A 21,540-nucleotide genomic window follows, 5' to 3' on the forward strand; every position below is an offset into this window, starting at 1 on the left:
ACTCTTTAATTGAAATAATACTAAAATGAATAAATAAAACGCAATAATTAGAAAAGTAATCTTTTTTGAAATCTGATTATTGTGAATGCGTAGTTATCTATTTTTGAGTTTTAACAGGTGTGAGATCAGAACCTGGTTGCGGTGCAGCGCTTCGCTCACCGAGGTGGCAGGTGCGAGTGGCAGGGGTTGTTCTGCCAGTGCCTGCAAAAGGGTGTTTGTTTGCAGAATCTGTTCAAGCAGTTTTTGTGACAGCTCTTTCTCTTTTAAAATAATCGATGTGGTGCCGATCGGGCCTAAAAACATGACGCCGGGTGAGTTGCCGCCATATTTTGCCTCAATGTCGGCAAGCTGTGCGCTGATTTTGTCGATCGTTTGCTTCCAATCTGGCAGTCGTGTTTCAGTTCGTGCCTGAAACAGCTGTTGTGCAATGCGGATGTGGCGTTGCGCGCTATACAGCTGATCGGCAAAGCTCTGGTCAAGCTCGTGCACAAGCGATCGCGAATGGAGCTCCAGAAACGACTGATTATTCTTCAAAACATACAGAATAAGCGCAAATAACAGACACGCACTCAACAGATCGAACAACGGAAAGCCAAAATTATTTTGGTTCATGCGAATCACTCACCGGCAAAAATACTACACTCTATGCCCTAGCTTAACCAACGTTTTTGCAATGGTCAATTCAAAAAACTAGTATTTTTTTCTTTTTTTGGTACCATCAAAGACAAGTTTAGTGTGTATGCGCCTGTAGCTCAGGTGGATAGAGCGACGGACTTCGAATCCGTAGGCCGCAGGTTCAAATCCTGCCGGGCGCACCATTTCGTTTGACTGTGAGTCAATTTTATACGTTTTTTAACGCGCCCGTAGCTCAGGTGGATAGAGCGACGGATTCCTAATCTGTAGGCCGCAGGTTCAAATCCTGCCGGGCGCACCATCTTCTTTGTTCTCGTTCGAATTTGGCCTATTGCAACCAATATACGGTCTTTGCACTGTTCTTTTGGTTGTTTTTGTGCTCAGGGACTGCCAACTCAGACGACGAATTTATCTGTTTTTTGAGCAAATGGGGGTCTTTTTTGACCTATTTTAATCAAAAGTAAGACTGGAACGTAATTTCTGAATATACATGTACAAAACCTTCGACTGAATCAGTTTTTGTATAAAAATTGACAATTATGCAATTAAATATATAATGAGAGATATACATAAGCAGATGAATATACAAAATAAGTTACATTTTGTTCGTTTCAATGGCTTTCAATGAGTTGAAAGGATTAACAATGATGATCTTTAGACGTTTCTTTTTAAAAATAGCTTCAAAATATGGATTAGTTGCTATTTTTCCTGTTTTTAACAACTCAAATATCAAATAGAAAATATTTCTTGACTTTATTTCAATATGTAATAAAATTAATTATAGATAGAAACAATAAGAATATGTAAATATAAATGGAGGTTTATATATGAAGTTCAATAAAAAGCAATTACTATTCCTAACTGGACTAGTTTTATCGATGGGTAAAACGTCTCTGGTGTTTTCAATGCATGGAGGAGCACCAGTAGGTGGAGGAGCACCAGTAGGTGGAGGAGCACCAGTAGGTGGAGGAGCACTTATTCCACCAGCACCACCAGCACCACCATTACCAGCAAAAGCACCAGCTATGGTGGCAGGAGCAGGAGGAGCAGCAGCGTTTAATGCGGCTATCGGAGCTGGCCTTAAAGGTTTAAAAAAGGTAGCAGTACCAGCACCAGTAGCACCAGTAGCACCAATAGTACCAGTAGCACCAATAGTACCAATAGCACCAATAGTACCAATAGTACCAATAGCACCAATAGTACCAATGGCACCAGGTGGAATAACTGGTACAACACCTACATTTAACGTACAGCTTGCACGAATAGCGGCTACTAAAAGTAATGGTTATTTGGCGATGAAAAATCTGATTGGTGAGTTTTATCAAGCTTTGAGTAACGGTAATGTGATTAGTAAGAAGATGCAAATTTTAAAAAAGCGTATCGATGCTATCAGTGAGCCGGCTAAAGAACTTAAAGTTATGAAAGCTGAATCAGTTCGTTCACCAGGTGGTCCTAATTATAAACATAAATTTCTTAGCAAATATGGCATTACAACTCTAGCTCAATTGAATGCAAAAATAAAAGAATTTGAACTAATAGTTGCCAAAAAGCCTGATTATGAAGCAGAACGTTCTACGTTACAAGCGCAGTTAAATCAGTTGAAAGCAGACTATGGCCTGGGCACTGACTGGAGTGGGCATTTAAATATTCTTATCAACAAAACGTATGAAGCAACTCCAAGCGTTTTTAGTGCGATTGGTAACACAGTTGCTGCAGCGAGCAAAACTGGTATTGCCGCTGGGATGCGTAGAGTTAGTTCTGTAGTCAATGTCGGAAAAAATGGCGTTGTTACTTCTTATGAGGTCGCAAAAGCTACACCTCCTGCGCGAGTAACTGCGTCACTCGTTAACGCGATTTCAGGTACAGTAAAGGATAAATTCAATAGTGTTCGTCATGGATTTGATACCATACAGGTTGCACTTGAGACCGGTCTGGTTCAACCAACTATGCAGGCTGAACAGATACGTCAAGCTATTGAACATTCAGATCTGGGTATTGCATTAATGAGTTTGAATGAAGCTGATTCTGATGTAAAACAGGTGCGTACTATGATTGAAACTATTCAAAAATTGGATGTTAAAGAAAATAATCTTGATCAAAACAGAGTTACTCAGTTGATAACTCAATCAGAAGCAAAACATGATGAAATTCTCCGTCTGACTGTTCATGCAATTGAAAAATCGTTTGCTGAATTAGATGGTAAAACGCTTGATAAAGCATTGGTTGGTCAAACAGATATACAAACCATTGAACTGACAACAAAACAGTATCAACAGCATGTTAAGATAGTTGTTGATAAATGGATTGCTGAACATAAACAAAAAGTTATCAACAACTATGCAGTTGCAACTGCTTCAAAGGTTGTTTCTGAACGTGAAGCTGCTGAACAAAAAAGAGATGCTGAAATTCAAAAGTTTAACGAGCACTATATGATGTATGCAGACTGTATGACAAAAGCAATGGATATGTATAAAGATTCATTAGTTGCAAAAAATGTACTGCAAAGAATGGCAGGTCTTAGTAGTGATTTTACTAAGGCAATTCAATTTAATGATCAGTTTTCAACGGTATATAAAGCATACAATGTCAGTTTAGCTGTTAGTCCGATTGAAGTTGATGTTATTGACATCAGAGGTGGTCGATATGCTGAAGCGGTTATGTCAATTCATGACAACCTTGAAAAAGGAAAACGTACAGTTAATGATATTAAAGCTACTGTTTTAAACTTTAAGAATAGGTTGGAAACTGTTAAAACTAAGTTTAATAAGATAGTTGAACATATTGACTCAACTATTACAGATTTTGTTGGAACTAACCTTGACCCACGTTATGTGGCTACTACATGCAATTCAGAAGCAGAATATATTTCGGATCTGAATCGCATAGTGTGTCAAACGAATGAAATTGAAGATCTTACTGATGGACAGTATGCAGCTTTTGAAGAAGCGAGAATCAAATTCGTTCCGTTTTATCTAAAGTTCAAAGCATATGATAGATTAAATACTAATAATGCACGGTTTGCTGACATCCTTTCCAAAAACGAAGCGATTGTAAAAGGATTGGCGGGACTGTCAACTCTGCAGGCTGTTGATGAACGATTGAAAGACGTTGATCTTGGCATGTTGAAGTTTAGACGTAAAAAAGCATTACTCAAGCTTCTACCACACTTTGACAATAGTGCAAGCACACTTATTGAATGGGCTGAAGAACAACAGGAAAGTAGCCGTCAGGATTTGGAAAGTTATTTTAATCTGTTAGCAGTAGTCGACAATATTAATGGAAAAACCCAAAACTTTAAGACACAATTTGATGATGCGGTTGGAAAGATACAATCTATCAGATCGAAGACCCATGCAAAGCAGTTATGCAACTCGTTGGATGAGCTTGCAAAAGTAGCCAAAGACGCGGTTGACAAGATGGCGATTGTTCAAGAACAGTCTGATGCGTTAATCAAGGTAATTGATGAAGTGATTGCGTATCAAAAAAACTGGCTCAAAGTTGAAGTGATTGCTTCATGGTACAAAGGTGCAGCTGCTGGATTGGTAAAAGCTGCTGAGTTAAAAGCATCAAAAGAGTTGAGACATAAAGCAGCTGGTGTTGTATTGAAAAATGCGATTAAATTTGGGTCGTATGCTCAAAGCGTGGCAAAAAAATATATGGATTCTAAATAAAACTGAAAGTAGATGATAGTGGTGATTTTCAAAAAGTCACCACTACAAAAAAGGTTAAAAAGTAACTAAAAATGGAAGGTTATGATTATGAAAAATACGTTAAAGATAATGTGTATGCTTTTGTCAGTTGCAGGAGCGTCTGTACATGGTATTAATGATGAGAATACACCAGGAATAGTCAAGCGTGCAAGCGCTCGCCTTGCAAGTGCTGCAGGTACTGGTGCGGGTTATGTAAAATCGGCTGGAGCTACTACTGCAGATTATGCAACATGGGCAGGTTCTTGGATTTCATGGCCATTTACAACAGTTTGGGATTGGACGTATAAACCATCAGCTGCTTATAATGCGATGAAGCTCTATGCCGGAAACCATGATTTACGTGCCAAAAATGCAAAATATGCTGACAATTACAATGCTGATGGCAGCTTTAAACAAAAGCAAGCATTTTTTAGTTCGAATGGTTGGTTATCATTAAGTTTGGTAAAGGATACGTTTAAACTTGCGCCGGCTAGATTTTTTAATGAAAAAGCGGCACGGTATTACGCACAGTATAAAGGTTATGATAATGACCAGACAGTGAAGCTGATGGACAAGTATTCTGGTTGGGGAGCAGGACTAGCAACAACGGCTGCAGCTGCAGGATTGTATTACCTTTATAAAAAGAATGTCCATGGAAAAATAAAAAACAGAGCACACAATGCATTTTTGAGTTCATATGGCGTTGAAAAAATTAATGATATAAACGCAAGTTGGCAAAATTGGTGTGGTCTTTCTTTAAATGATATTTATGTTATCAACCCTGATTGTCAAAAATTAAAAGCACGTATTACAGCTACTTTGTCACAGGGAACTATGGCAAAAGATCTTGTGGTCGATGGTGCCAATGCGGTACGTAACGGTTTTAACAGCTTAGTGCATGAAGCTCAAAAAGCAATGAATGCTGATAAAGCTGCTCAGCTAGCTGTACCAGTTGCACATGAACGAAAACGTGTAACTGCAGAAGACATTGCCAAGTTGTTTGACAAGCTTGAAGCAATTGAAAAAGATGCTCAGATTGAAAAACGTGATCATAGTGTATACGCACATCAGATTGCAATGCAGGTAAATAAGGCAATCCATGAGTCAGGTATTACCATGCCAGTTGGATATGCTTCGGTCTTGGAAATGTATGTGAAAATGCATCTGATTACCAAAAACAATCAATCTGAGGTTGTTCAGCAAGAAGCAGCATAATAATGATATTTGAAAGAATGTAAATAGATAAGTATAGATGCTGCGATTCGGAGGTGTTGTAGCATCTGTACAATAAAATGGAGTTTTACGATGAAAACTATAGCAAAATTATATGCAATCATGGGCCTTGGATGCCTATTGCAAAAAGATGTGTATGGAATGGGCCTTGTTTCTAATCTGTTAAAAGCTGGAAAAGATTCAGTTACCGATTATGTACGCACACAGAAAAATTACTATATCGATGGTACCAATGTCATGCGTCTGTATGAGTTGGAAAAACCGGTTGCAGAGCTTGCTGCACAGCTGAATCTATTAAAAGAAGACACAAAGAATCTGCTTAATCATGTGAACCATGAGGATTTTTTGCCAGTTTTTAAAAATGTAGACGATAAAACAAAAGCTGGCGTAGCGTTGTTACAACTCATTGAGAATAAAGCTGTTACTATTGCAACTCCATTAACTCTGTTTTCAAAGCCTGCAGTGTATGTGCCGGCTGCTGATTCAGCCGCACTTGATGCTCTGATTAAACAGGCCGAAACTGAAATAAATACTCACAAAGAAAAGGCAGAAAAGATCTTAAAAACGCCTTATGCAAAACTGTATAATGCAATCACAAAAAATACCGACTGTTTTGTAACTGCACCAGTAAAAACTGCTGTCACCGCAAAACCTTTTAAAACAAAGTACGTTGAAACGCTCTTTGAAAATGAGTTTGCAAAAAACAGTTTATTGCACAATGGTGGAGCTGTTATCAAACAGGAGCTCATCAAGGGTGATATAACGATTGAAAATGCACTTGAAAAAATTCAAAATATCTATAATGAGGTCCTTGAAAAGACAAGTCCTGATAAAAAAGCCATCCTACAAAAAGAGTTTGCAAAATTTGAAGTTGATGCATGCGTTGCAGTATGCTTGATAAAAGCATTGGATATGTACCTTGAAATTAATGATATGAAGTCGAAAATTAATGAGTTCAGAACCGTGACTGTTGCTGAATGGAGTCAGATATGTACCGATTATTGTGCGTATCTTAAGCAGGAAAATCAGTTCAAAACGAATGAACAGCTGTTTGAACAGCATTCTGTTGTGAAGTATCTGAAATCTGATGACTGTCTTGCACAGTGTAATTTAGAACTGTTAAATAACAGATCAGTGATTGCGGCTCAAGCTTTGTCAAAAGCGCTCGTTGAAGAACGATTAAAAGCACGCCCAGGTAAAAAAGATTTTACCAATCCTGTGGAAGTAGCAACAGAAGTTCGCGCTTTAATGCAAGGGGTAACGCCGATTATTACCAACTTAAAAACTGCATTGGCTGGCTTTGTGCCGATGGCCGTCGTGGTAACGTTTAATGCTTCAAATAAACAGTTTGACGTACATGTTGCGGATCTTGTTCGACTAAATTTGCCATTTGATCAGTATCAGTTAAAAGCTCAAGCTTTGATAGATGAAACGATGCGTGTAGTAGAAGGAAGAAATGCAACAGCCATTTCAAAACGTTATAAAGAGCTTACGAAGCTGTATGTCTCTGTTGTCTATTATGAACAGTTAAGCCAGGCGTTAAGAACTTTTGCTTTGACAAGTCCAACGTCCTTGCAAAATGTACTTCAAAATGAGCTTGATCTTGTACAGGGAAAAGATGTATTGCTTGAAAAATATAAACAGTTTGCAGAAGCTTCAATAATTACAACGTTAAAATTGGAAGCGTCAGATCTTGTGCTGAATGAGTTGCGAAAAAAACGTGAACATATGCTTCCTTTATTGGTACAGAGATTATCATTAGATACTGAAAGCAACTTCAATAATGCATCCGCAATTGTTACTGCCGGTGACGAAGCTTATAAGCTGTACAATGATATGCGTAGCGAGCTACGTGGTAGCGTTGATAAGGCTGGTGCTTTTGGACATAAAGGAACAAAAAGAACCTTATCACAGCATGTGCGTGTGATTGTTGACCAGTATATCAGAAACGGTAAGTTTGAAACCTTGCAACAGGAGCTGCAAACGCTTGAACAGGAGTTTAAAAACGGATTGAATACATCCAATTTAACCGACCAAGCTCGTCAGATCGTTGAAACCACTGCAACAAACTACCTTAAACTTATTATACCGAGCTTGAAGGCTCAAGTGATTGCTGCATGGAAAACTCATGACCTTGCGTGGAAAATGGGAGCAACACAGGTTGGAGGCTTTGGTGGTGCAGCGTTGAACGCATTGCGTGTAATAACGCCAACGTGTGGAAAAGGTACTGACATTCAGTTGGAGACAATTTTTTAAATATGAATAAAACGTAAAAAGTCCATTTTTATTTACAAGGGGGTAGCGAATGCGAAAGCATTCCTACCCTTTTTTGTTAAGTAGCTCTTCTGTTTTTTTCTGTTTTTTATCTGTTTGTTGCAAAAAAATATAGTTTTGTGCTGTAATTAATTTAACAATAGAAATTTTTAAAGAATACAATGAATAAAAATAATTCTATATTTAAATTAATTGCAGTGCTATTTCTACTGTTTCTTATTCAGGTTCAGAGTTCTGCGACTGTTTTAAAATCGATACATTTTCATCAAGGATTACCAATCAGCTCAGTGAACCTTGAGCTTGGTAGTCTTGTGGTGCTTTTTTCAAACCAAGTGTTTCCGGTGTTGCTTGAAAAAAAGGAGAGTGCATCTGGAACGGTAGAGCATCGTTATCTTTTGCCACAGTTATCTGTGGTTGATGAATCAGTTAAAAAAATGCTTGGAAAAACACAGCAGGGCATAGACAATGCGTATCTGTTTCGTTTTGACAAGGTTGAAAAACCGTTGCAGGGAGTGCAGTTAACAGTGTCATATAATCCTGAACTGGTTACGTTTGGTTATGAAACCGTTGTTTCTTCGGCGGTATTGCCTGGTTATGTATTTCGTTTTACGAATGCAAGGCTTCAAAAAGAGATTGCACAGCAGGTTCACAAAGAACCGGTTATTAAAACAAGTTTTCTAAAAAAAAAACCTTGTGTTGTCATTGACCCAGGCCATGGTGGGAGTGACAGTGGAGCATTAAGTGTACATGGTGTTGAAGAAAAAAAGATTGTTTTGCAGATTAGTAAAAAAGTCAGCAATATCCTTGCTTCGCGGGGATATGATACAGTATTAACACGTTCTTTAGATAATACAGTGCCATTGATTGATCGTACGGCCTTGGCAAACACTGTTGGTGCAGATTTATTTGTTTCGATTCATGCAAATGCTGCCCATAATCCGCAGGCCGAAGGTATTGAAACGTTCTTTTATCCCTATGCAGAAGCAAAATCTATGACTGGTGACAGAGGGGCACTGCTCAATTCCTATTTATCTAAAAAGATGGAGCATTCACGAGGTCTTGCATCGTTTATACAGCTAAACCTTTGTTCTGCGATTAATACCTTTCAGGATATGCGTCATACTGTGGTTGATAGGGGAGTCAAAACTGCACCCTTTCAGGTACTTATTGGAGCGGCGCAGCCTGCTGTGCTTGTTGAAGTGGGATTTCTTTCAAATCATCGTGAAAGTTTATTGCTTTCATCACTGGTCTTTTGTAACATGGTTGCAAAAGGTATTGCAGATGGTGTCTTTGCGTATTTCAATCATGGTTTACAATCTGTTTGAGCTTGTTTGTGTGATTTTGTAAAAAATGGTACTATAAACCTGATCGTGTCATGCTATAAAAAAAACTAAATTATATAAAAAAAGTGCTTCTGTTATGTTGAATGTGGAATATATTTGGCAGCAGTTTTTGTTGCTTGCGTCACAAGAAGTTGGTAGCCGTGTGGTAGAAACATGGATTAAGGCTTTGACATTATCTGTATGGGATGTTGCAAGTAAAACAGCGTATCTGCAAGCGCCAAATGCGTTTGTCAGAGATTGGGTTCAAAATAAATATATGAGCTTAATTGAACTGCATTTAGCACGTATGTTACATGTTCCGACGGTTAAACTTGTCATATCCCTTCCGCATGAACAGATTGCAAAAGGTGTATCTGATCAACCACCAAAGGCGATAATTCCTGCAGTTAAACTTGATACAGCACCGGTGCAGCGTATTGAAAAAAAGCGTACATTATCAGTGTTAAAATCTGAATATATTTTTGATAATTTTGTTGTGGGTGCTAATAACTCATTATCGTATGCGGCAGCATATGCAGTGGCTCAGAATGTGGATCGAGTGTATAACCCACTCTTTATTTATGGAAGTTCAGGGGTAGGCAAAACACATCTGTTGCATGCGATTGGTAATGAAGTAAGAAAAAATAGGTCAAATCAATCGGTACTTTATCAGTCGGCAGACCGGTTCGTGTCAGAGTTTATACATGCTATCCGTTTTGAAAACATAGATAAATTTCAACATAAGTATCAGTCGGTTGATGTTTTATTAATTGACGATATTCAATGTATTGCAAACAAAGAGCAGACGCAGGAGGCATTTTTTAATATATTTAATGTTTTATATGATGCTCAAAAGCAGATAGTTTTTTCGAGCGATACGTATCCACAAAATCTACATGGTGTTACGGAGCGGCTGCGTTCGCGGATGGCATGGGGCCTGGTGACCGATATGTATATACCTAATCTGGAAACAAAGGTGGCGATACTGAAAAGTAAAGCAGACAATCATCATAAGATTGTTTTAACGGATGAGGTGGCAGAGTTTATCGCATCATGCGTAGTCTCCAATGTGCGTGAACTTGAAGGTGCATTGATACGGGTTATTGCGTGTGCACATTTTGTACAAAAACCGGTTACGCTTGAGCTGGCTCAATCTGTTTTGTCGTCTCAGGCATTTCAAAGTAAAAATAAGGAAGTGATATCTTTTGATACTATTTTAAATGCAATGAAAGCGACGTATGGGTATGACCGTGCATTATTGTGCTCAAAGGGGAGAAACAAAGAGCTTTCACACGCACGTCATATTGCCATGTATCTCATGAAAAAGATGACAAATAAGTCTTTGCGAGATATTGGGTCTTTTTTAGGTGATCGTGATCATGCAACGATAAAATATGGAATTGAAAAAATTACTGATGCAATTGCCTCTGATCCTGCTTTGAAAAAAGATGTTTCTTCTATAGAACAGCTTTTACAATAGCTGTTTATTTCGAGCATGTTGGCGCATGCTTTTTGTTCGCAAATACATATCATGAAAACATTTGTTTACAAGAAACATAAGCCAGTCAATGTGATTTTTAAATTGTGGTGGCTGGACTGTATTGATGCCAACCATTGTTGGAAAATGCTCTGTATCAACGATAGCAACCGTGGGAAGTCTGTTGGTCGGATTTTTGATTAGAAAGAAATTTGTTTCATGTGGATCGATGTATAATTTGATATCGTTACAGAGTTTCATAATGATATTTTTTTTCACCGACCTGTATTCGGGTGCTGTTTTGAAAGGAAGATAGTCAGCGATAATTGCGTATAGGGAAGGAATTTTGATACAGGCGTTGTTATGTTCTTGCAAATTGTGTCCCTCAATTATAATTGAAGGTTGTATTTCTGGTGCCCAAAACCATTTGCGTGGGAGTAAAATTCTGTTTTTCCACTCTACGTGAGTAGTTGCCCAGTGCTCAATGTACTCTTTGTTTTTAATGCGTGTAAATCCAGCAAAATGTCTATTTACTCCGCCGGCCATATAAAAAAAGCAGAGAGGGTCGATACCTTTGTGTCTTGGATAGATAAGTGTTTTTGGCGTTTCTGCGAATAATTTTACAATGATAGGAAGTTTTTTGTGTTTTAAAATAATGAGTCCACATATCATTTTGCGATTAAAGTTTTTATTTTGAATAATTTTAAAGCTAGTATATTTTGTTTTTTTCGCTTTAATTTCTATAACTAGTTGAGCAAGGTCATTTTGCAACTGTTTTCCAGAGAAATACGTATTTTTCTTAAAGCGATATTCTATGAGCTCATCTGGAAGTGTGTGTTTATCTAAAAAATCTTTGTCATAGGTTTGAAAAAATGGATAATATTGAATATGTGAATCTTGTTGAACAAAACTAGTTGATGAATTTTCATATCGTGTTATAATTGTCGGAATGTTGTTTGTTATTCTAAATGGACTGCGTGCTGCTTGTAGTGGTTCTAAAATAGGTAAGGTAAAGAGCAGTAACATTATTATTATAACTGTTTTTTTTTTTCTCTTCATATCGTATAACATGTGTACATTTTTAAAATTAATAGGCTTAGTATATCCGTATTTTAGGCTTTAAAAAGTCGTGCGTACAAATATTTATTTGTAGAGTTTTTCTAGCTGTTGCGTTCTCTTATTCATCTTTGTTACGGTAGGAATTGTTTTTCAGTTAAATACTGTTTTGATATGATACATTGCTTGTAAGGAATGAATATGATACAGATGGAAATTGACCCACGTCAGTTAAATTTTTTAATAAAACTAAGTAAAATTCCTCGTAATATTAATGAATATAAAGATCGTTATAATGTGATTGAGTTTATTTTACATGAACTGTGCCATGAGGAATGTCTCAACTTAAAAAAAGCAGCTTACTTTATTGATAATCATGATTTTGACTGTTTACATGGTGTAGTTGGTATCGATACGAATGAAAAATTTTCCCATGAAGATATTTGGCAAGTTCCTGACCAGTTTTCCAATTATATGAAGCAGTTAAGTTTTAATAATAAGGTAAAAGAGTTAAGGACTGTGAGTAGTAAGAGTTTCGTTCAAGATGAACTTAGGTATGTAAAACAGCTTGCTCAGGATTTAGGTATGCAAGATGTGTCCTGTTCTGTTATTCCATTAAGACATGATAATAAAGGTGTGTTTGTTTATGAACCTCAAGCACAGGGTTGCCTTGAGGAACATGATATTTTAAATGGATTAAATTTTTTGGGCTTATGTCCATTATTATTTTAGACGCTCTTACTTTTCATTCAAAGCGTAAACTGGTTCCTATTTCATCTGCACTGATTATGTGCGTTATGTACCAACTTAAAACTATACTGGTCAAAACCGTTATAATATAAAAGATCAGTAACGTTGACGTTGGAACAATAAAAATCAAGTGTGATGTATAGTATGCATCAGGCAGTGTAATGAGTTTCCACCGATCTATACAAGTTCCAATGCCAATTCCGACACTTATGCCGATAAATCCAGCAGATGCGGTGATTATTGTGCCGATCAGGACAAATATTAGTCTAATGGAAGAGATGCTAGTGCCTACTGATTTTAAGAGCGCAATGTCTTTACTTTTGACTTGAATAAAACTAAAAAGAAGTGTAATAATGCTTATGATAGCCATTAACATGATCAAAAATGCAATACAAAAACCTACTTTTTTTTCTAATTTTAATGCCTCAATGAGCGCTGGAAACTGTTCTTCCCAGCGGTTTATGCTAAGTCCTGTTGCTTGAATCAGTTGTTTTTGAATTGTATCTACCATAGTTTTGTTTTGTATTTTAAGATCAATCTGTGATGCTTCAACTGTTTCAGAAAAAACAGTATTTATGGTTTCATAGGAACAGAAAAAAGTATGCAGGTCAAGCTGTTCAATGCCTGTTTTGAAAATGCCGCCAACAGTAGTATGGTACGTGTGGTAGTTGTAGTGTTGATGTACAGTTAGATTATCAATGATGTGAACTGTTATTGGATCATGTTCTTTGAGGTTATACTGTTGAGCGGTAGTTTGGCCGATTATAAGTTTGCCGTCTGAGGTTGCTTGATCGAGGTTTGTATCTATCAATTTTGTTCCAATCGTGGTAACGAGTGCCTCTTTTTCCGGAACAATAGCGATTAAAGTGATTATCAGTGGCGCCAAAAAAGAATGTCCCCCTGGTACGTACAGGCCACTTTTTACTGTTTTTTGGGTCCACACACAGCTGTTTTGATAATTTTTGTTTAAAAAGCTATCTATCGCTTTTGAATCAATAAGGTCCTGCTGCGCGCTCATAGTTAAATCAGGATAGATTGACTGCATTGAGTTGACCGTTTCGTGATGAAAACCTTCCATGATTCCGCATATTAACGTTACGATGCATATGCTTAGGCTTATTGAAAACCAACAGATGAGTATTAAAAGTGATATGCGTGAGTGTCGATGTGTTCGTGTAAGATATCGTTGAGCAAAAAAACGTGCTATTTTCATAGAGATGGGCCTTCTTTGTAAAGTACGTATTCCTTTTTTTATACTTAATGAGTATAGTGAAGCATAATGGATGCGTCACTTGTTTTTTGTAAATACCTTTAATTATGACAAAAGGTTTGAAATGTTTTATATTTTTATGCCGTTTTTGATCGTGTGTATGTTGTTGCTTCCTGGGTGTACAGTGGTTAATTGGGGCAAGAAGAACATGTACCAGGGGATTGATCTTCCGTACGATTCACATGGGGTTCTTTCATATATTCGCTCGATTAAATTATATGATCAGTTCAGTTCGTTAGCTTCGTTTGATGTGATGTGGCTTGCAGATGCGGTGAGATTATCGTATGTTGATCTTTATATCAAGACTGCTGGCAAGCGTGATGAACAGAAAGCGCATCTATTACGATTACAACAGGATGAGTTAAAACATTTTATTAGTTTTTATGTGTTAGTTCCTCAAGAACTTCTGTTAACACAACCGCAATCGTTATGGCATATCTTTTTAAAAATAGATGAACTTACCTTTGATCCGATTGATATTAAGCCTGTTGAGTTGAATGTGATTTATAAGTCATTTTTTGGAAAACTATACAATAGATTTAAAAATGTGTATCAGATCAAGTTTGAAGCACGTGATATTTATGATAATCCCATTATTTCAGAAAATAGCAAAAAATTAGAACTGCATTTCAGAAATATTCATAAAGAGGTGTTAGTTGCGTGGGACGTGGTTGCATTGGCAGACCATGCATTGATCGGGCAAGCTTCTACTACTGCGGCAATCGAAACGGTTCTGAAGGAACAGTCAAAAAGTGAGGGAAAAAGATTCAGAAAACGTAAAAAGCCCAAGCTATGATTGCCCAAAATTACTCTTCCGAACGTGTAGTCGGTTTTTGATCTGATGAGTTATCAGATTCTGTTTGTTCTTGTATCTCTGGTTGCTTTTCTGGTTTTTGATAGCGCCACCAGGTAAATGGATTCCATGATTTTGAATCTTTCTTTTGTGATTGTGTTTTGAGTGCTTGTTCGAATTTTTTAATGTTTGCCGTTGGACCATCTAGTTTTTTTAGTTCAGTGGTTATTGTTGCAATAAATGTATCCGCATTATCAAAATTAAGCGCTTTAAAGTTCGTTAAGAAATATTGTAAAGCTTCTCTTTCATCTTCAGCATGGGTGAGAAGTGATCTTAGTTTTTGCGATTTATCTTTTGATGTAGTACTTGTATCAGTGATACTGTAAAATTCGTCATATAAAAGCCATCCAACTGTACCTAATAATGTCTTATTTTGAAGCTTATCTTTATCCTTAACGGTTTCTTTCTCAAGAATACTTCTGCATTCATTTAAAATAGAGAGCTTTTTTTCTACTGTTATTTCATCACTTATTATCATGTTTAAAATGGTCATGGTTAGTGCTTCGTTAAGCGTTTCTGCCTTTGCATCGTCTGTAGAAAAATCTGGTATGAAAGTAGTGGCTTTGTAGATTCGATCTATGAAAGAAACTTTTTCGAGTATATCCTCGTTTCCATAGATGGTACATACTAGGATTGCCTTATAAGTTTTGGAAGCGATTATAACATCGGTTGTAGGATCATTTTCAAATCCTTCGTTTGTGCTGCTATTATTTTTAAAAAGGTTTTTCTGTATGTTTTGTATGCTCAAAAGCTTTTCTTCCAGCTGAGTTCTTTGTTCGAGTAATCTTTTTAAAACCTTTTTGTGTAAACGTTGAATTTTATTAGGATTCATTATTCCGTCACGCTCTCTGTCTTTTGTGATAAGGTTTAGTTCTTCATAGAACTTTTTTACTTCTGTATTATCCAGCTTTGTTTTAAATTCAGCTATATTTTGTGAATCCATTTTCATTTCATCAATGGTTCTATCATCGTCTATTTCTAGTTTAAATGTATTGTTTAGCACTTTATTATGAGATTTCAAATCCATACATTCATGACTAATTTTAAAAAATGCCTTGGCTATCGCAATAGACGTTTTTAAATCTTTTTTTAATGCTTCTATTTCCTGGAGTATTCTCTTTTGTTTTTTTCTCTGCTCTATTTGCTTTTTAATTTTACGATGTGTTTCTCGGTTTTTACTTTCACGATCTTCTCTGCTGTTATTTAGGTTCATCTGTTTATATGCGGTTAAATCGGTTTGAATGGTTGCCTGTTCGATAGGATGTTTATAAGATTTTTTACTTACTTCGAGTTCATAGGTATTTAAAAGTTCATTAAAATCTTTCAGTGTATATTTAAATTGAATAGAGTCTATAACTGTTTTTAGTCGTGTTTGGGCGTCAAATTGTTTTGTTTTTGACAGGAGTTTTTCAAAGGACTCTTTGAATGAATTTTGAGCCTTATTCTTAAATTTTATCAAAAAACTGGGAATTGCTTTTGCCTTCTTTATAATGCCTGCCTTAATCATTTTGTTCCATAGAATGTTTTTATACCATTCCTCTACTATTGATAATAATTCCGGGTCTTTAATAGCTTCAAAGTCAATCAGTTCATAGAGCGTTGCAAGGATTAAGTAAAGGTCATTTTGAAACTGCTTAAAGTTTTTATATTTAATTTTTAGTTGCGGTTGGCCAACATTAATTAAAAACTGGTTTAGAATGTTTTCTAAGTTCAGTGACGGAAGATGGTCTAAATCGATATGTTTTTGATATTCTTCTAGTGTTATCTCAATTGAAGGTTTGTATTCAATTTTTAAAAATTTTGTCAAAACCATTTTCGTGAGGATTGAGACAGTATCAACATAAGAAATCTCCTTTGTGAACATACTGTGTGGTAAAACTTTTTTAAGTGACGGTTTAATTTCTTCCTTAAATATTTCATAAATACTATCTCTTAAGAGCTTGCCATTCATTTCATTTACAAAATGCTCGGTTATTTTTGGAAGTGTTTTTGCGAGGTCAGCTTGTAAAATTTCTTTTAATGGGTCAAGAGAATTATATGCGATTAAATCTTTCTTGTTTTTTTGTAGGTCTATATAATTAAAGAGTACTCGTAGCTTTTGATTTATTGTACTTTTACATTGATTATAATCAAATAAGGTATAATCTGCGGGGGCAATAATACCAAGTATTTTCAGAAAGAGATTAAATGCGTCATATGTTTTAAATGCATGAGAAAAAACTTTTGTTAAGTAGTGGAAGAAGTTTTCATTGCTTTGTACTACTGTATTTTCAATGTAGTGTGATGATTTTTCAATTATTTTTTTTGCTTCAAGTTCAAAAAGCATACGATTTGCTTGAATTTTGTTTTCATTATGTTGCTGGTTTAAAGGTGTCGTATGTTTGTCAAGTTTATAAAGATGAGCAACTGTTAGATTTCCTTTTGCTGCCGGAGAGCATGGGGTGAGTAGTTGGAAGAACGCCTCCTTTTGCTTTTGGTTCATTTCAATTGCATTATCAATATAGAATTCATAAATTGTTTGAGTGTAATCGATTCTATCAAAGGTATGAACAAAAGATTTTCTAAAATCGGCTTTATGATGAATGTAAAAATATAAAAATCCTTTTAATGATTCATCCTTACAGTTAATTTTTAAGGGGAGTGAGCTGAATGTGCTTTGAATGATAGGTAAAAGATCTGTTTGTCTGTCATTGAAAATCTGGACTGCTTCTTCAACAGGATCTGTACCCGTAAACTTTTCACCGGATAAACTTCTAAAAAATATCTTTTTTGTTTTATTGTCGAAAATGGTATTCCATATTTCCTCAGCTTTATTTTTTTTGGTTTGTGCTTGGTTAATATCATCAAAGTTTTTGAAATAGGTGGTTACTTTTAAGATAAGGTATGCATATAAGCTTGTTGTTGATAAGTGAGATAGTATGTTTTCAGTTGTGTGGTCATCATTAGGATTCATTACAGAATCCAATAAATCAAGGAAAACATGATCTGTTGTTTTATTGGATAAGTTTTGAAGGACATTGTTGTCCTTTATAGACCTATAGGTGTTTTTAAGTTTTTCAACAATTTTTCTATTAATACCGAGTAGTATTTCTTTGTTAAATAGCTTATTCGTGTCAACAATGTCGAGCAAATGTTGGTGTAAATGTGATAGCATCTCTTTAAAAAATAGTGTTATTTTTTTACCATTGATTTGTAAAAACGTGCTTCTGGAAAGAAAGTCTTCGTTTTCATCATATATACTTTTTAATAATCCATTTTGGAGAGATTGAAATGAGATTTTACCAGTTTGGTCAATAGTTTTGTCTACTGTAATCTCTTCAGGTGTTTCTATTCCATATATTTCCGGAAGTAAAAAGTATAATATGGCTAAGTTTTTCCATAAGGTTTCCAGTACTGGTATAGCGTCTGGTACAATATTGCTGTCGCCCATACTCTTTAATTCTGCAATTAGCTTTGCATCAAATATAAGGTCATATAAACCGTCAAAGTTAATGAACAGATTTTTGTAATAGGTTTCTTTTTCTTTCTGTATCTTTTTTAAATCATCATCAATTGTATACATTCGTAGCTGATGGTGTAAATCATTTATCTGGTCTGTAAATGCTTCAGTGTCTTCATCGGTAAGATTACTATTATCACTGTAAAAATCTTTCAGTGCTTTGATTTGGGAAAACAGATCTGTGCCACAGATTTTTTTTATTTCAGGTGTTATGGCATGATTAAAATGCATTTTAAATGATTTATCAATTTTTTCGTTTATCAGTTTTTCAAACTGGTCAAGGCTATAGTTGATATTTTTGAATAGGTCATTTGCTTGATTCATTGAATAGATCATATTATGCGCAGTGAATAAAACGAAAAATAATGATATCTGTTTCATGAAAATATCCGATAATAGAATAAAAATACTATATACGTCTAACTTAATTCAATTTGAAGTACATTGTCAATAAAATGATTCAAATATGAAAAATAGAAACAAGTAACTTGTTGAATTGAATTGGTCAAAATGAAAGCTGGGTGTTGGATTTTGAATTCCAACACCCAGCTTTCATTTGTTGTACATTTAAGAAACGAAGGCACCAATTATTCAGGGCTTACAGGAGTACTCTCTTGATCATCCTCCTCTATAATAGTTTCATCATCAAGATTTGTGACATATTCTTCTACAATACGCAATATCTCAACATCACGAAGTGTATATTTTTTCACTAACGCCTGTTTGATTTGTTCAAGCGCGGGTTTGTATTTTTGAAGAAGCTTTCTTATCTTTTCATAACATTCTTTTTTGATACCATATGCTTTTTCACTGAGTTTGCTAAATGTTTTATTTGGCAGTCGTTTTCGATCAATACCTTCGAATGCGATAGTTTCTGCTGTTTTATAGGCTTTATCACCGTCTTCTTTGTGACAAGAATAGGTACAGGCACCATATAAAACTTCTTCTGCAGCAAAACCAGCAAGCAAAATCTGTATCTCATTCATAGTTTCTTCATAGGTGTTAATGCTTGCAGTATCATGATCGAATTTTATGAATATCTGACCATAGACGATCTTATCGTCATTTGACATATCTTTTGCCTGCTTTTCCTTGTCCCAGATGTGTTCTGCTACATGTGTTTCTTCAAGTTTAACTTGAATAGGTCGAATGGTTACGCTATCTATTTTTCCGCGAGTTTCAAGTAACATATGTGCAAGTGCTCTGCCTGCAAAATAGGTCGCAAGTAGTTCCCGTTCTGTTTCTGACAGTGTTTTACGCTCAACAGGTAAAATATGACGAATTTCAGTATCAAAAACCTCATCAAGTAGATCTTGGCTGACTGCTTTGTTATGCATCCATGCTTTTACCGAAGCACCTTTTATGAATGCCTTAATCGCTTCAAAATGAAGTCCTTCTGTTTTGCAGGTGAGTCCTTCAATGTCAAACAGTTCTGGGTTGAGTCCAATGTTTAATAACTGTTGAATAATAAACTGTCGGCGATATTCAGCAGAAGGATATTCAAAGCGAATCTCTTTGCCAAATCGACCATACTGTTTGAGTGCAAAGTCCATGTTTTCAGGTCTATTGGTACAACCAATAATGATAACAAGTCTATTTGGATCGTTATCAAAAGAATTACCCATACCGGTTAAAAATGACATTAATGTTTTTTTGTCACCTACCCGTTGAAGGTCAAGTAAATCGATCTCATCAATCCAAAGTATAATCGGAGCTTGTGACTTTGCCCATGCAAGCAGATAATCAACACCCGCTTTTGCAAAGAAAAATGGAGGTATTTTTTGGAACTTGAACTCTTTTGTTCGGCCGAGTTCTCTCAATCGTTTATTGATCTCTCCACACAATGCTTCAACAATGTATGATTTTCCACTTCGTGTTGGACCAGTTAAAAGATAGCCACGTTCTGGAATTCTGCCTGAGCGAATAAAAATTTCAGAATTTTCAATAAACATTAGCAGGTATCGCAGTTCCTCTTTTACCTCTTCAAGACCAATAACGTCATCAAAGGTGATTTTTGGTTCAAAGTCAAAGGAGAGTGACTGTTGCAGGTGTGCGCCGCCACGCAAAAAGTTTGCTAGCTCATACCATTTTTCATAAAACATCATACTAAAAGAGCCTGGCATGCCATCACCCCAGGTATCTTTTATGGAATTTAATGCCCATCCACCAATCAGAGAGGTCAAACCATAGGTTCCCCGCAACAGCTGATCAATGGTGGTTACTAAGTTGGTAAAGAATGTGTAATTTCCACTGTTTGTAACAAGCTCCTGATGATCAACGTTGCCATGAAAGGTGTATGGTGTTGCCCAGCCGATCATGCTTGGTAACTTATGCAGCATACGCGTAAGAAGACTTGCTTGTGTTTGTAAATAATTTTGCCAGCATTGTTCAGCAATTTCATCTAAAAATGCTTTTTCTAATGGACTTAAGGACAAATAGGCTCCATCTTTATCTATTCTCATTGTATGAAACATGGATGAATCGAGACACCCAGATTGATTGGTCACATGACCAAGTACACCACTTGGCACCTTTGAGGAAGGGTCTAGATGACCGTCGAAAAGGTCTCTTCCGCCATTTTTTAGACGATATTTTTCTGCAATTTCTCTGCTTGCATCAGCGTTTCTATGATCCACCGTGCTCTTTTCATTTAAAAAATCTGCTTTTACCTTGTGTCTTACGGTGACCAAGTGAGCAGAGCCGACAATCCATACAAAAAGGCTTACGGCAGCTGAGATGAGAACACCATTTTTTGCAACTTTCAGGCCATGGTATTTTTGAAATGGGGCGATAATCTTTTTTTCAAAGGTACGGGTTGCAATGTTGTACCAGGTGAGGCTTGCGTATTCAACTTTTTCGTACAAAGAAGCAACTTTTTTGTGCATCTGAGCTGTCTTATTCTTAATTTCTTGCAGACTTGCACGCATGTTGATTTTTCTTTTCTGGAGAGCTTCAAAGTTAACTTTTTCGATTTTTTTAAATTTGCTGTTGATGACAGTTTCGAAATTTTTGCTTATTTCCTCGATAAAACTTATCAAAAGTAACGAAAATCTTTTAAGTTGTGCGATCTGTTTAGTTTTAATAAGCTCAGGTTGTTCATGTAATATTTTAAGGATTTGACTTCGGATGTCAGTTAACGTTCTGATCGATTCTTGCGTGAACTTTGTTTTGACTAGACCTTTATTGAATAAAATGACAATCTCTTCACAGATTCTGTCAAGTAACACGGCGCTGTTGAAATTTATTGAAAGCTGTTTCTGGTATTCAATAATATTTTTCTGTTCACTTTCATTAGTTATTTTATTTAACAATGTCGGTGAAACTGTGGGCAGCTGTGGCATACTGTTTGGGCCTGGTTTTTGTACAACACCGTATAGTACTGGCACAGAAAAAACCATTGATAGAAAAATATTTTTTATTCTTTTCTTCATATAAACCTTGCAAATTATTAGTATGAACTCATGTTACAAGGTCAATATAAATA

The 21,540-nt window shown here is 36.0% G+C and carries 12 protein-coding genes and 2 tRNA genes; 9 read left to right on the plus strand and 5 right to left on the minus strand.

The genetic code is table 11. The features are described 5' to 3' along the window. Positions 1 to 93 precede the first annotated feature (93 nt). A complete protein-coding gene (locus IPG37_01675; protein ID QQR54113.1) occupies positions 94 to 612 on the minus strand; it encodes a hypothetical protein in 519 nt (172 codons plus the stop codon). Between the two features lie 129 nt (positions 613 to 741). On the opposite strand from IPG37_01675, the gene IPG37_01680 reads away from it, so the two are divergent. The 7 genes from IPG37_01680 to dnaA all read left to right on the plus strand — a co-directional run bounded on the left by IPG37_01680 (position 742) and on the right by dnaA (position 10,631). Further along, a tRNA-Arg gene (locus IPG37_01680) sits at positions 742 to 818 on the plus strand. A gap of 39 nt (positions 819 to 857) precedes the next feature. Next, positions 858 to 934, plus strand: a tRNA-Arg gene (locus IPG37_01685). Between the two features lie 526 nt (positions 935 to 1,460). Continuing rightward, positions 1,461 to 4,304 (plus strand): hypothetical protein, encoded by a 2,844-nt coding sequence (locus IPG37_01690; protein ID QQR54114.1) that lies wholly within the window; start codon positions 1,461 to 1,463, stop codon positions 4,302 to 4,304. Positions 4,305 to 4,391: 87 nt separating this feature from the next. Next, positions 4,392 to 5,537: a hypothetical protein gene (locus IPG37_01695; GenBank protein ID QQR54115.1), complete on the plus strand. Its 1,146-nt coding sequence runs from the start codon at positions 4,392 to 4,394 to the stop codon at positions 5,535 to 5,537. Between the two features lie 90 nt (positions 5,538 to 5,627). Then, positions 5,628 to 7,811 (plus strand): hypothetical protein, encoded by a 2,184-nt coding sequence (locus tag IPG37_01700; protein QQR54116.1) that lies wholly within the window; start codon positions 5,628 to 5,630, stop codon positions 7,809 to 7,811. Between the two features lie 179 nt (positions 7,812 to 7,990). Further along, complete coding sequence (locus IPG37_01705) at positions 7,991 to 9,154, plus strand: N-acetylmuramoyl-L-alanine amidase (GenBank protein QQR54117.1); 1,164 nt, start codon at positions 7,991 to 7,993, stop codon at positions 9,152 to 9,154. Positions 9,155 to 9,248: 94 nt separating this feature from the next. Continuing rightward, complete coding sequence (gene dnaA / locus IPG37_01710) at positions 9,249 to 10,631, plus strand: chromosomal replication initiator protein DnaA (protein QQR54118.1); 1,383 nt, start codon at positions 9,249 to 9,251, stop codon at positions 10,629 to 10,631. Here the strand turns inward: dnaA and IPG37_01715 are convergent. Next, a complete protein-coding gene (locus tag IPG37_01715; protein ID QQR54119.1) occupies positions 10,623 to 11,687 on the minus strand; it encodes a hypothetical protein in 1,065 nt (354 codons plus the stop codon). The two genes, dnaA and IPG37_01715, sit on opposite strands and share 9 nt — an antisense overlap. A 198-nt stretch (positions 11,688 to 11,885) precedes the next feature. Here IPG37_01715 and IPG37_01720 point away from each other — a divergent pair, with 198 nt between their 5' ends. After that, positions 11,886 to 12,416 carry a hypothetical protein gene (locus IPG37_01720; protein QQR54120.1) on the plus strand — a complete coding sequence of 177 codons (531 nt, stop codon included), beginning with the start codon at positions 11,886 to 11,888 and terminating at the stop codon, positions 12,414 to 12,416. A gap of 13 nt (positions 12,417 to 12,429) precedes the next feature. Here the strand turns inward: IPG37_01720 and IPG37_01725 are convergent, their stop codons facing one another. Continuing rightward, positions 12,430 to 13,647, minus strand: a complete 1,218-nt coding sequence (locus IPG37_01725) for an ABC transporter permease (protein QQR54121.1) — start codon at positions 13,645 to 13,647, stop codon at positions 12,430 to 12,432. A gap of 121 nt (positions 13,648 to 13,768) precedes the next feature. On the opposite strand from IPG37_01725, the gene IPG37_01730 reads away from it, so the two are divergent. Next, positions 13,769 to 14,500 carry a hypothetical protein gene (locus IPG37_01730; protein QQR54122.1) on the plus strand — a complete coding sequence of 244 codons (732 nt, stop codon included), beginning with the start codon at positions 13,769 to 13,771 and terminating at the stop codon, positions 14,498 to 14,500. A gap of 10 nt (positions 14,501 to 14,510) precedes the next feature. Here IPG37_01730 and IPG37_01735 read toward each other — a convergent pair whose 3' ends face one another. Together IPG37_01735 and IPG37_01740 are read right to left on the minus strand one after the other, a co-directional pair. Then, entirely contained in the window at positions 14,511 to 18,437 is a 3,927-nt protein-coding gene (locus IPG37_01735) for a hypothetical protein (GenBank protein QQR54123.1), read from the minus strand. A gap of 206 nt (positions 18,438 to 18,643) precedes the next feature. Next, positions 18,644 to 21,487, minus strand: a complete 2,844-nt coding sequence (locus IPG37_01740) for an AAA family ATPase (protein QQR54124.1) — start codon at positions 21,485 to 21,487, stop codon at positions 18,644 to 18,646. Positions 21,488 to 21,540: the final 53 nt, after the last annotated feature.

It is taken from the genome of bacterium, from assembly GCA_016699125.1.
In the GTDB taxonomy this organism is placed as follows: Bacteria; Babelota; Babeliae; order Babelales; family Vermiphilaceae; genus AWTP1-30.